Source organism: Streptomyces sp. NBC_00503, assembly GCF_036346895.1.
Taxonomy (GTDB): domain Bacteria; phylum Actinomycetota; class Actinomycetes; order Streptomycetales; family Streptomycetaceae; genus Streptomyces.
Genome location: NZ_CP107855.1, coordinates 1032353 through 1043878, shown reverse-complemented (window position 1 = coordinate 1043878; position 11526 = coordinate 1032353). Strand labels below are relative to the sequence as shown.

At 72.6% G+C, this 11526-nt stretch carries 11 protein-coding genes; 4 read left to right on the top strand and 7 right to left on the bottom strand.

Translation table 11 applies throughout. The features are described 5' to 3' along the window. Nucleotides 1–21: 21 nt before the first annotated feature. Nucleotides 22–690, bottom strand: a complete 669-nt coding sequence (locus OG490_RS04880) for an ATP-binding protein (protein ID WP_330295042.1) — start codon at nucleotides 688–690, stop codon at nucleotides 22–24. 265 nt (nucleotides 691–955) lie between these two features. On the opposite strand from OG490_RS04880, the gene OG490_RS04875 reads away from it, so the two are divergent. Together OG490_RS04875 and OG490_RS04870 are read left to right on the top strand one after the other, a co-directional pair. Then, nucleotides 956–2083, top strand: coding sequence for a PLP-dependent cysteine synthase family protein (locus tag OG490_RS04875; protein ID WP_330295041.1), 1128 nt, complete (start codon nucleotides 956–958; stop codon nucleotides 2081–2083). Between the two features lie 78 nt (nucleotides 2084–2161). Continuing rightward, nucleotides 2162–2887 carry a hypothetical protein gene (locus OG490_RS04870; RefSeq protein ID WP_330295040.1) on the top strand — a complete coding sequence of 242 codons (726 nt, stop codon included), beginning with the start codon at nucleotides 2162–2164 and terminating at the stop codon, nucleotides 2885–2887. Between the two features lie 49 nt (nucleotides 2888–2936). On the opposite strand, the gene OG490_RS04865 is transcribed toward OG490_RS04870, so the two are convergent. Beyond that, entirely contained in the window at nucleotides 2937–3425 is a 489-nt protein-coding gene (locus tag OG490_RS04865; RefSeq protein WP_330295039.1) for an SRPBCC family protein, read from the bottom strand. 170 nt (nucleotides 3426–3595) lie between these two features. Here OG490_RS04865 and OG490_RS04860 point away from each other — a divergent pair, with 170 nt between their 5' ends. Next, nucleotides 3596–4108, top strand: a complete 513-nt coding sequence (locus OG490_RS04860) for a GNAT family N-acetyltransferase (protein ID WP_330295038.1) — start codon at nucleotides 3596–3598, stop codon at nucleotides 4106–4108. 11 nt (nucleotides 4109–4119) lie between these two features. Here OG490_RS04860 and OG490_RS04855 read toward each other — a convergent pair whose 3' ends face one another. From OG490_RS04855 to OG490_RS04835, 5 genes are all read right to left on the bottom strand, one after another. Continuing rightward, entirely contained in the window at nucleotides 4120–6615 is a 2496-nt protein-coding gene (locus OG490_RS04855) for a right-handed parallel beta-helix repeat-containing protein (RefSeq protein WP_330295037.1), read from the bottom strand. A gap of 142 nt (nucleotides 6616–6757) precedes the next feature. After that, the gene (locus OG490_RS04850; RefSeq protein WP_330295036.1) at nucleotides 6758–7369 is read right to left on the bottom strand and encodes an Rv1733c family protein; all 612 of its coding nucleotides are present in this window, start codon (nucleotides 7367–7369) and stop codon (nucleotides 6758–6760) included. Nucleotides 7370–7752: 383 nt separating this feature from the next. Continuing rightward, nucleotides 7753–8577 (bottom strand): MOSC domain-containing protein, encoded by an 825-nt coding sequence (locus tag OG490_RS04845; protein ID WP_330295035.1) that lies wholly within the window; start codon nucleotides 8575–8577, stop codon nucleotides 7753–7755. Nucleotides 8578–8634: 57 nt separating this feature from the next. After that, on the bottom strand, nucleotides 8635–9186 hold the full coding sequence (locus tag OG490_RS04840) for a DUF6643 family protein (RefSeq protein WP_330295034.1): 552 nt from the start codon (nucleotides 9184–9186) through the stop codon (nucleotides 8635–8637). A gap of 267 nt (nucleotides 9187–9453) precedes the next feature. Continuing rightward, nucleotides 9454–10728 (bottom strand): glycosyltransferase, encoded by a 1275-nt coding sequence (locus tag OG490_RS04835; RefSeq protein WP_330295033.1) that lies wholly within the window; start codon nucleotides 10726–10728, stop codon nucleotides 9454–9456. A gap of 142 nt (nucleotides 10729–10870) precedes the next feature. Between OG490_RS04835 and OG490_RS04830 the strand changes: the two genes are divergently transcribed. Next, nucleotides 10871–11494 carry a histidine phosphatase family protein gene (locus OG490_RS04830; protein ID WP_330295032.1) on the top strand — a complete coding sequence of 208 codons (624 nt, stop codon included), beginning with the start codon at nucleotides 10871–10873 and terminating at the stop codon, nucleotides 11492–11494. Nucleotides 11495–11526: the final 32 nt, after the last annotated feature.

Below are 11526 nucleotides of genomic sequence, written 5' to 3'. Positions count from 1 at the left end.
CGGCGGACCCCGGCCACAGCACTAGCCGGGCCGGGCGCCGACCGAGGCTGCCACCGACAGGGCTGCGGAGACGGGCCCGGGGGCGACGGCGGCGGACGGGGCCGGGGCAAGGCCTCGTACCGGCTTCTCGGCCAGGTGCGCCGGATGGGGCGCCAGGGCCGCCGGATCGGGTGCGGCGCGCAGGGAGAACCACACCAGCTTGCCCGGGGTGTCGGCCCGGTGCCGGGCTCCCCACGCTTCGCTGACGGCCGCCACCAGCGCGAGACCGCGTCCGGAGGTCTCCAGGGCGTCGGCCCCCCAGCTCTCCAAGGATTCCGACCCGGACTCCGACCCGGATTCCGACCCGGACCCGGATGCGGACTCCGAATCGGACCCGTACTCCGCCTGGGCTCCGGTCCAGACCCCGGTTCCGGCCGTCGTCCGGAGGACCGGCAGGCGCGGATCGCTGTCGTAGACCGAGACGGTCAGGCGGCCGAGCCGGAGCTCGATCTCGACCGTGCAGGTCTTGTCCGGCTGCGCGTGACGGTGGACGTTGCTGAGCAGCTCCGTCACACCGAGCGCAGCCCGGTCTATGAGCGGATCGAGCTGCCAGTGGCGCAGTTGCGCGGAAACGATTCGGCGGATCTGTCCGATCCGCAAGGGCAGGGCCTGCAGTTCGACTACGCAGTGCCTGCGGGAATGACTGATCACGGCTGCGACTCCCCGACATCAGTGTTACGGGTGCTGCACCCTCGGTGACACCTCCCCAGGGTCACCCACGGTGGGCCCGTGTGCAACCGAACGCCACCGAAAGCAATTCGCATGGATACCCAAAGTGACTGTTTGTGCAGGTGAGGGGGGTACATTGCGAGAGCGGGAGCCGAGTGGCGCACGAGGCGCAAGAGGTATGCGCGGCGCGTGAGACGCGGGCCCGCCGAGCACTCGGGGTAACGGGACATACGAAGGAGCACGGCGCATGAGCACCACCGGTACGACTGCCACGACCATCGACGTCGACCGCAGCGACGCGGACTACCGCGCCTGGCTGAAGGAAGCCGTCCGCAAGGTCCAGGCGGACGCCAACCGCTCCGCCGACACCCACCTGCTGCGCTTCCCGCTCCCCGAGGCCTGGGGCATCGACCTCTACCTCAAGGACGAGTCCACCCACCCGACGGGCTCGCTCAAGCACCGCCTCGCCCGTTCGCTGTTCCTCTACGCCCTCTGCAACGGCTGGATCCGCCCCGGCCGCCCCGTCATCGAGGCCTCGTCCGGTTCCACGGCCGTCTCGGAGGCCTACTTCGCCAAGCTGATCGGCGTCCCGTTCATCGCGGTGATGCCGCGCACGACGAGCCCCGAGAAGTGCCGGCTGATCGAGTTCCACGGCGGCGAATGCCACTTCGTCGACGACTCGATGAAGATGTACGAGGAGTCGGCGCAGCTCGCGGCGCGGACCGGCGGGCACTACATGGACCAATTCACGTACGCGGAGCGGGCGACGGACTGGCGCGGCAACAACAACATCGCAGAATCGATTTACCAGCAGCTGCGCCTGGAACGGTTCCCCGAGCCCGCGTGGATCGTGGCCACCGCCGGCACCGGCGGCACCTCCGCGACCATCGCGCGCTACGTGCACTACATGCAGCACGACACCCGCATCTGCGTCCCGGACCCGGAGAACTCCTGTTTCTTCGACGGGTGGACGAAGAACGACCCGCACGCGAGCAGCGACTGCGGATCGCGCATCGAGGGCATCGGCCGGCCCCGCATGGAGCCGAGCTTCGTACCCGGTGCCATCGACCGGATGATGAGGGTCCCGGACGCGGCGAGCGTCGCGGCCTGCCGTGCGCTGGAGGCCGCGATCGGCCGCAAGGCGGGCGGTTCCACGGGCACCGGCGTGTGGAGCGCGCTGAAGATCATCTCGGAGATGGTGGCGGAGGGCCGCACGGGCAGCGTCGTCACCCTGTTCTGCGACGGCGGCGAGCGCTACCTCGACAAGTACTACTCCGACCAGTGGCTGGCGGACCAGGGCCTCGACATCGCCCCGTACCGGCAGACGATCGACACCCTGCTGGCCACCGGCGTGTGGAGCGAACCGGCCGCCTGACGGTCGCGGCCCTGGCCCGGGTTGATCCAAACTGGCTACGCTGTGCGGACTTTGGGCACGGCGAGGGACGGGGGAGCCATGGCGGAGATCGTGGACGGCGCGGGGATCGGCGGTGCCGGCGGTGGTGTCAGCAGCGGCAGCGGCGCCGGTGGCCGTGAAGGCGCGGGTGAAGGCACGGGTGAGGGCCGGGGCGGGGGCGGACCGCTGGCCTGCCCCCGGTGCGGCCGGGAGGACCAGGTGTTCGGCGTGGCCGCCGCGTACCTCCGGGCCAAGGCCGAGCTCAAGGAGGAGACCGGCAGGGGCGAGGACGCGAAGACCACGACCCGCTCGGAGAATTCCGCGCTGAGCAAGGCCCTCTCCGTCACCCCGATCGAACCGGACACCAACATGGGGTGTTGGGGGGCGACGCTCCTCCTGGTGTCGGTCGGAGCCTTCGTCTGGGGCGGGATCGTGGGCAAGTGGTTCGACACCGAGTCGGCCGTGCGGTTCCTCCCCGGGACCGCAACCGACGGGTCCTCCCTCCCCGTCACCTCCGGGGCCTACCTGGGGTGGATCTCCGGCGCCGCGCTGGTGCTCGGCGTCCTCCTCCTGGCCCTGTCCCGCCGGTCCCTGAGGGCCTGGCGGCGCCGGACCGAACCGGGCCGGGCGGCCGCCGACCGGGTCTGGTCCGAAGCCTGGTACTGCGGCCGGTGCGGCACGGTCCACTTCTCCGGCGAACGGGCCATGAGCTTGCAGGAGTTCCGGGTCCGCGTCTGGTCGGCCGGCGGCTACGGAGACCTTGCCGCGCGGCATCCGGCGATCTGATCCGTGACGGGGCTGTGGCGACAGCCCCGTAGGAGTGGCGGCCGGCCGTCTACTGATCCGCCCCGCGCCGGTCCGCCAGCCGCCGGTCCAGGGTGCGGACCGCCGTGCGGAAGGAGTGCCCCAGGCCCGGCCGGGCGGCGGCGAGGGCGAATCGGAAGGCGGCCGAGCCGTCCGCGCTGAAGGTCCAGCGGACGTGCGTGCCGGTGCCGACGGGGGTGAGGCGCCAGTCCTCCAGCAGGGCCCGTACGCCGGGGACGTTGGTCTCGTCGACCCGGTACGCGTAGCGCTGCTCGGGATCCGAGGCCATGATCGTCTCCTGGAACCGGACCCCGCCCATCAGCTTGATCTCGCGCCCCGCGCCGCCCTGCGTGGGCCGGGCCAGGGTGACCGCCCTGAACCAGCTCGGCCAGCCCTCGACCTCCTCGGCCAGGGCCCGGTACACGGCCCCGGGTCCGGCCGTGCTCCGGGTGGCGAAGGACAGGCGGACCGGGGCGTCCTCGATGAAATCCAGCCCTACCGGGCGGAGTCGGCGTGCCATGGCGGTACTCCCAGGGTTCGGTCGGTCGGTAGACAGGTCGTCGGGTTCGGCGGGTCGGGGATGCGGCGGGCCGGTGCGGCAGCCACCCTAACTGGCGGGCCGTCAGATGTCCGCCGCGGGGGTGGCACACCCGTTTCCCGGACCCGGCGACAACCTGGACAATGCCGTGCATGCTTATCAGAGCAGCGCACATCGACGAACTGCCCCTCCTCCAGGACATCGAGAGGGCCGCCGGCGAATGCTTCCGGGCCATCGGCATGCCGGAGATCGCCGACGACGAACCGCTCCCGCTCGAGGAACTCCTCGGCTACCGGCGGGCCGGGCTGGCCTGGGTCGCGGCCGACGGGGCGGGCACGGGAACACCGGTGGGCTATCTCCTCGCCGACCGGGTGGACGGGAACCTCCACGTCGAGCAGGTGTCGGTGCACCCGGACAGCGCCCGCCGGCGCATCGGACGCGCCCTGCTGGAGCACCTCGCGTGCCGGGCCGGCGCCGAATCCGTCCCCGCGCTGACGCTCACCACCTTCACCGACGTCCCGTGGAACGCCCCCTACTACCTCCGCTGCGGATTCCGCACCCTCGGCGAGAGCGGCCTCGGGCCCGGGCTGCGAGACATCCGCGACCGGGAGGCCGAACACGGCCTCGACCGCTGGCCCCGGGTGTGCATGCGCCGGGACCTGTGAGCGGCGGACGATCAGACGGCGGGCGCCGGGACCACCGGGGTCACGGGGACCACCGGCAACTCCGGCAGGTCCGCCGGGAACAGCAGGGTGAGATCGTCCGTACTCGGCTCCGACAGCTGCGCCACCCGCCCCGCGTGCCGCTCGACCATCGACTCGAAGGTCTGGCGGGCGGTGCGGCCGTTGCCGAAGGCCGGGCCCTTGGGCAGATCGGTGAAGTACTCGAGCAGCGCCTCGGAGGTCTTCTCCCCGAGCCGGTACTCGTGCTCCTCGGTCTGCTGCTCCACGATCCGCAGCAGTTCCTCCGGTCCGTAGTCCCCGAAGGTGATGGTCCGGGAGAACCGCGAGGCGACGCCCGGGTTGACGGTCAGGAAGCGGTCCATCTCCGCCGTGTATCCGGCGACGATCACCACCACCGCGTCCCGGTGGTCCTCCATCAGCTTCACCAGGGTGTCGATCGCCTCGCGTCCGAAGTCGCGTCCCGAGTCCTCGGGCGCCAGCGCGTACGCCTCGTCGATGAACAGCACCCCGCCGCGCGCCCGGTCGAAGGCCTCCTGGGTGCGGATCGCCGTGGACCCGATGTGCTCGCCGACCAGGTCCACCCGGGAGACCTCCACCAGGTGGCCGCGCTCCAGCACGCCGAGGGAGGCCAGGATCTCCCCGTACAGCCGGGCCACGGTGGTCTTGCCGGTGCCGGGGGAGCCGGTGAAGACCAGGTGGCGTCGGACGGAGGCCGCCTTGAGGCCCGCCTGCTGGCGGCGCCGGCCCACCTCGATCATGTCGGTGAGTGCGCGGACCTCGCGTTTGACGCTGTCCAGCCCCACCAGCGCGTCGAGCTGCCCCAGCACCTCGCCGGAGCCCCGTCCGGCCGCGGCCGGGCCGTCGGCGGTCGGGTCCGGCTCGTCGGCCGGCCGCGGGGCCGGCACCCGCGGCGTCGCGGACCCCTGGGCTACGGGGCTCTGCGCGGCCGAGACCGTACGGATCCCCGCGCGCTCCCCGGCCGCTGCCGCCCCCGAGGCCGAGTGCGCGGCGAGCCGCGGCCCCGACTCGTCGCTCGTGCAGTCCTCGGCGACCGGGCCGTCCTCCGCGAACTCGTAGCCCCCGCGCGCCGAGCGCTCGGTGTGGCAGCGGCTCAAGGTGGTGCGGCAGCCGTCGATGACGTGGAAGCCGAAGCCGGAACTGCCCGTGACCCGGCAGGCGGTGAAGGTGCCGCGGCCGCCCGCCGACACGTAGAACCCGGCTTCGGCGGGGGAGGTGACCGTGACCCGCTCCAGTGCCGGATCGGCGCCCTTGGTGACGATCACGCCGGTCTGCACGGAGTCGATGGTGCAGTTGGCGAGGGTGCCGCCACTGCCGTGGTCGCGGAACCAGGCCCCGGTCGCCGCTTCCCTGATCCGGCAGTCGTCCAGCTGGGCCGTCGCCCCGTCGCTCACCGAGACCGCGGTGTTGCGCACCTGGGAGAGGTCGCTGTCCACGACATCGGCGCGCGAACCCCGGTCCAGGACGAACAGCGCGTCCGGCACGTCGTGGATCCGGCAGGAGTCCAGCGAGGCGCTGGCGCCGTCGCTGATCCAGACGGCGGGGTAGTCGCCCGTGCTGTCGTGGATCTCGCAGGATTCGGCGATCACCCGGGTGCCCGGGTCCCACACGGACAGGCCGTTGCGGCCGAAGCGGCGCACGGTGGTGCGGCTGAGCGTGAGCACCGAACGGGAGCGTAGGTCCACCGCGTTCTCCGGGATGTCGTGGATGTCGCAGCCCGCGAGGGTGAGCACGGCGTCCGTGTCGAGGGTGACCCCGTCGGCGGAGGTGCGGTGGACCGAGCAGTCGGTGAGCACCGCGCCGGCCCGCGCCGCGATCTGCACGCCGGCGCCCTTGATCTCGTAGACCTCGCAGCCCAGCGCCTCCAGGCCCGAGCCCTCGCCGGTCACCCCGATGCCCGCGCCCGTGGCGTGGTGGATCCGGCAGCGCTCCAGCCGGGGGCGGCCGCCGCCGCGCACCGAGACCCCGGCCTGCCCGGCGGCCACGACCTCGCACTCCTCGAACACGCCGCCGCCGCCGTCCAGCACGGAGATCCCGACCCCGGCCGGATTCTCCACGGTGCAGCGGCGGACCAGCGGCCGGGCCCCGCTGCCGCGGACCTCGATGCCGGCCGCGGACCGCGTGCTCACCCGCAGGTCGGTCAGCTCGGGGGAGCCGTCCTCGACGAGCAGCGCGGGAGCCGCCCGGTCCTGGCCCTCCAGGTACAGGTCCTGGACCACGGCCGAGGCGCGGATGGTCAGCGCGACCCCGTCGAGCGGAGCGATCCGCACCGAGCCCACGGCACCTTCCGGCCCGCGCAGGGTCACGGCGTGGTCGAGCACCAGGTTCTCGCGGTAGGTGCCGGGCGCGATGGACAGGACGTCCCCGTCACCCGCCACGGCCAGCGCGGCGGTCAGCGTCGGATATTCACCGGAGCGGCGCCGCCACCGCGAAGACCCGCCGTGCGTCACCTGGACCGTGCCCTGAGCCATGGTGCTGTCGTGCCCCCGCCCTCGTGTTCGCGTGTTCCGTTGCGCGTGTTCGTTTTCCCGCGCTGCCGAAGAGACGGTCGAGACCGTGGCGACGGTTCCGGCCGCCCCACCGTAGCGCGCGCGGGGCCGGTGAGTTGCCAGGTCAGCTGCCCGCGCCCGCCCGACCCCAGTCGGGTCCCGCAGCGGCCCACGCGCGGTCCAGCCGTATGTACCGCCTATGCATGAGCCTACGTACGACCAGGCGGCGGACCGTCTCCACCAGTCCGGCGATCCCGAGGGCCGCCGCCAGGCCCGCGACCCCCGCGTGGATGGTCGCGGAGGACGGGTCCAGGGGCTGCCCGACCAGCCGGCCGTGCGTATCGGTCCATATCCGGAACCGGTCGCCGGGGTGCGGCGGTTCCTCCGCGGCCGGCACCGTCCCCTGGTGGCTGCTGCCGTCGGGAGCGGTCCACGAAGCGACGATCTGCGTGCGCTGCGGGGTCTGCCGCTGCGCCGCCGGATCGGTGGCCGCGCCCGCGAGGGTATCCGGGGTCGGCCGGACCACCACCGCGGGAATGAGGTACCGCTCCTGCCGCTGTTCGCGCGCGGCCCGCTGCAGGGTGCCGTCCACCCGCAGGCCGGCGGCCCAGCCGATGGCCGGAGCCACCACCAGAACACACACGAGCGCGGCGAACGCCACCCACGCCTCGAAGAGATCAGTCTGGCGCCGCAGCGGATTGCGCCGCCAACGCCACACACCCAATGCTGTCCGCACGGTCCGGCTCCCCCAACTTCTGCCAGTCTCCGTCTGCCTGCCGATCCAGCCTCCCGCATGCCCCGATCGTGCGCATTCCGGGACTCGCGAGACTTGTGTCACCCGATCCGGTACATGTCGATGGACGAAGCAGAACCCTCACCCCGCACCCCTGCACCGCTCGGCTCTCCTCGCACCTTTCTCGCAGCTTCCCCGTACGTCTCGAATGTTCCAACGGGCAGGTCGCGGCGGTTGGTTCCAGGGAATTCGAAGAGCCCCCCGAACGTGTCATTCCGCCGCGCGGTCGGCCGGTCGTGCCGCCGCGCGTGCTGCCGTTCGTCGGGCCATTCGTCAGGCCGCCCGTCCCGCGGTCACGCGGGTCGATCCGTCGTCCGCCCCGCGGTTCACTCCAGGACGCGGACCTCGTCGCCGACGCGGACCGTGCCCAGCCGCACCGGCACCAGCTGCCGTCCGAAGGCCAGCGACTTGCCGATCCGACGGTGCTTGGCCAGGGTCTTCAGGGGCTCCTTGCCCCGCTCCGCCGTGACCTGGTCGGTGGTCGTGACGATGCAGCGCCCGCATTCGCGCACCCCGCGGAAGACGGCGTCGCCGATCGCGATGCGCCGCCAGTCGTCCTCGGCCCACGCCTCCGCCCCGGAAACGACCACATTGGGGCGGAAACGGTTCATCGGGAGCGGCCCCTCGTCCGGGTGGTCCCCCTGTGCGATCAGCGAGTTGAGGGCGTCCAGCGAGGCGAGGGTGGTGATCAGCAGCGGGTAGGCGTCGGCCAGGCTCACGGTCTCGCCGGGCAGGGCGTAATCCGGATCCACGGGCCGGCGTACGGCCGGTTCGTCCATGTGCACCAGGTGCGCCGGTACCCCGAGGTACGCACCGAACCAGTCGGCCGCCGCACGCGCCGCGGCCACGGTCTCGATCTTCTTTCCGAACAGCGCCACCGGTTCCAGCGTCCCCGGCTCCGGTACTTCCACCGCCAGGTCCGCCATGCCCGGCGCCGACAGGGCGATCCCGCCGCCCCCCAGCGGACGGGCGCTCGCCAAGGCCAGCCTCGGCTGCTGGCGTTGGGTGATGACCGCGCCCTCGCCGTCCACCACCGCCCACCGGCGGTCACCGGACAGACCCCAGGGCTCCACGATCGCCTCGTCGGGAGCTGTCCCCGCTACCGACTTGACGGGATGTACGTGGAGCGCCTGGACATGCATGTTCGACATGAGGGCATACTGCCAGCCGCCCTCGGGACCTCCGCCACGACCTCCGTGCTCCGTGGGTCAGTAACCCCGCCCCTGCGGCTGGTACGGACGGCCGTACGGGTCCTCGTACGAGGCGGCCGGGACCGGTGCGGGCTGCGCCTGCATCGGACGCGGCGCCGCCGGGCGCATGGCCTCGTAGCCGGTGCTCGTGGCGACCGGGCGGGGCTGCTGCGGCTGGGGCTGCGGGACGTACCCCGCGCGGGCCGCGAACGGCTGCGGCGGGATGTACGAGGCGGGCGCCTGCTGCTGCATCTGCTGCTGCATCTGCTGGTACGCCGGCTGCTGCGGGGCCTGCTGCTGGTACTGGTACCCGTACGACGGGACGTGCTGGTGCTGCTGCGGCAGGGCCGGCGGGAGCGCGGCCGGCAGGGCGGGCAGCGAGGACGGGAGGGCCGGGAGGTATCCACCGCTCGAATAGCCCGAACTCGGGGAGTCGTAGGCGGCCGGGACGCGGATCGGAGCGATCTGCGGGGTGCCGCGTTCGGCGACGAGGGAGTCGTAGATGGGGGTGTCCGGGAAGGAGGGCGCGGAGTAGTAACCGCCGCCATAAGTGGAGCGGGGGGAGGTCATGGACCTAAGTTAAGCCCACGACTTCACCGGGTCCATAGCGAGGTGGACCGAACACCGCCCTGACCTGCATATTCGCAGGTCAGGGCCACAGCTTTCACTTCACGTTCACGTGCACGATTCGCCACTTCCGCCCCGTCTTGCTCCTACTCGTACTCGCCGGTTGGGTGGTGCACCGATATGGAGCCGGAGGCCCGCCGGCCGCGTGCTGACAGAGCGTCACAACTCGGTGACCTCGGATGACATGGTTTCGGGTGGGGACGACCGGTTTCAGGCGTCGCCCGGGCGGGCATAGGTACGGCCTTTCCATGACGCCCCGCGTCCGCGGTAGTGCTGCACGGCCGAGTCGACGGTCATCAGGAGGTACAGCAGCGCGGTGAGCGGAAGCAGCGGCGCGAGGGCGGGCGGCTGCCGGTAGTACCGCAGCATCGGCAGGTACGTGGCGGTCATCAGCAGCCAGGCCGGACCCCCGGCCCAGGCGACGGCGGGGCTCCCGGCCGCGAGGCCCGCCAGGAGGGCGGCGGGCGGCACCAGGTAGACGAGGACCAGCCCGGCCACCGTCCCGGCCAGCAGCGCGGGCTGGTGGCGGAGTTGGGCGTACGCGCTGCGCGAGACCATCCGCCACAGGTCGCCCAGGGAGTCGTACGGGCGCACGCTGTCGACCCGCTCCGCGAGGCCGAGCCAGATCCGCCCGCCGGTGCGCTGGACGGCGCGGGCGAGGGAGACGTCGTCGATGACGGCCTGGCGGATCGAGTCGGGCACCCCGGCCCGTACGGCCGCCTCGGTGCGCAGCAGGACGCAGCCGCCGGCGGCCGCCGCGGTGCGGGCGTTCGGGCGGTTGATCCAGCGGAAGGGATAGAGCTGGGCGAAGAAGTACACGAAGGCGGGGACGATCAACCGCTCCCACGCGCTGACGGCACGCAGCCGGGCCATCTGTGAGACGAGGTCGAGACCGGCGGTCGTGGCCGCGGAGACCAGCTCGCGCAGACTGTCCGGCTCGTGGGCGATGTCGGCGTCCGTGAGGAGGAGGTAGGCGGGTGGCGGCACGGAGGGGGGCGACGGCGCGGACGGGGCGGGCGGCGCGGACGGGGTCGACGGGGTCGACGGGGCGGGCGGGGCGGACGGGGCGGACGGGGCGGGCGGGGCAGACATCGGGTTCACGGCGTGGGTGATGCCGTGCCGGAGCGCCCAGAGCTTGCCGGTCCAGCCGGGGTCGGGATCGCCGGGGGAGAGGATGGTGAGGGGGAGTCCGGGGTGCGCGTCGGCGAGCCGGCGGGCCAGGGCGGCGGTGCCGTCCGAGCTCCCGTCGTCGACCAGGATGACCTCGGCCTCGCCGGGATAGTCCTGCGCGAGCAGCGAGGGCAGGCTCAGCGGCAGGACCGCGGCCTCGTCCCTGGCCGGGACGATGATCGCGACGGACGGCCAGTGGGCGGGTGCGTGCCGGGGAGGCAGCCGGTTGTCGGTCCGCCAGAACATGCCCTGGCCGAAGGTGAGCCAGAGCCAGACGGCGAGCGAGACGCAGGCGGCGACGAGGAGGGGACCCATTCCGGCAGTGTGCCGCGCGGGGCGGGCCGCGGGGGGTCGGGACACCGGCTGTCGGGGGCGTTCGACGGCGGACGGAACCGATACCGCAGGCGGCGGCGTCCCCGGATGTACAAGATCGTCAGTGAGTGCGGAGGAGTGCGTGATGACCGGCACGGCCACCCGATACCTGTATCTCGTCCGGCACGGCGAGGCATTGCCGGACGAGAGCGGGCTGACAGAGGACGGCCGTCGACAGGCCTCGCTGCTCGGTCAACGCCTCCGGGACATCCCCTTCACGGCCGTGCACCATGGTCCACTGCCCAGGGCCGAGCAGACCGCGCGGCTGATCGGCGAGCACCTGAAGGACGTACCCCTCAAGGTCTGCGACGTCGCCGGTGACTACGTCCCCCACGTGCCGGCGAGGGACGAACTGCCCGCGGAATCGGCCGACCTCTTCCTCCGCTTCCTCGCTGATGTCCCCGACGAGGAGCGGGAGCACGGGCCCGCGCTGGCGCGACGGGCGCTGGACACGTTCACCGGGCCGGTGGACGGTGAAGAGGACCGGCACGAACTGGTCGTCACCCACAACTTCCTGGTCGCCTGGCTCGTCCGGGACGCCATGCACGCGCCGAAGTGGCGCTGGCTCGGCCTCAACCACGGCAACGCCGCCCTCACGGTCATCCGCTACGCGCCCGGTCGGCCGGCCTGCGTCCTCGTCTCCAACGACATGCGGCACCTGCCCGCCGAACTGCGCTGGACCGGGTTTCCCCCCGAACTGCACATCTGACCGCGCCCGCCGACAGCCGGGCCGCGGTGCCG

Coding starts and splice junctions, on each gene's coding strand:
- OG490_RS04865 (WP_330295039.1), bottom strand. CDS start 3,425: ATGGCACGCCGACTCCGCCCGGTAGGGCTGGATTTCATCGAGGACGCC.
- OG490_RS04870 (WP_330295040.1), top strand. CDS start 2,162: ATGGCGGAGATCGTGGACGGCGCGGGGATCGGCGGTGCCGGCGGTGGT.
- OG490_RS04840 (WP_330295034.1), bottom strand. CDS start 9,186: ATGACCTCCCCCCGCTCCACTTATGGCGGCGGTTACTACTCCGCGCCC.
- OG490_RS04835 (WP_330295033.1), bottom strand. CDS start 10,728: ATGGGTCCCCTCCTCGTCGCCGCCTGCGTCTCGCTCGCCGTCTGGCTC.
- OG490_RS04830 (WP_330295032.1), top strand. CDS start 10,871: ATGACCGGCACGGCCACCCGATACCTGTATCTCGTCCGGCACGGCGAG.
- OG490_RS04855 (WP_330295037.1), bottom strand. CDS start 6,615: ATGGCTCAGGGCACGGTCCAGGTGACGCACGGCGGGTCTTCGCGGTGG.
- OG490_RS04845 (WP_330295035.1), bottom strand. CDS start 8,577: ATGTCGAACATGCATGTCCAGGCGCTCCACGTACATCCCGTCAAGTCG.
- OG490_RS04860 (WP_330295038.1), top strand. CDS start 3,596: ATGCTTATCAGAGCAGCGCACATCGACGAACTGCCCCTCCTCCAGGAC.
- OG490_RS04875 (WP_330295041.1), top strand. CDS start 956: ATGAGCACCACCGGTACGACTGCCACGACCATCGACGTCGACCGCAGC.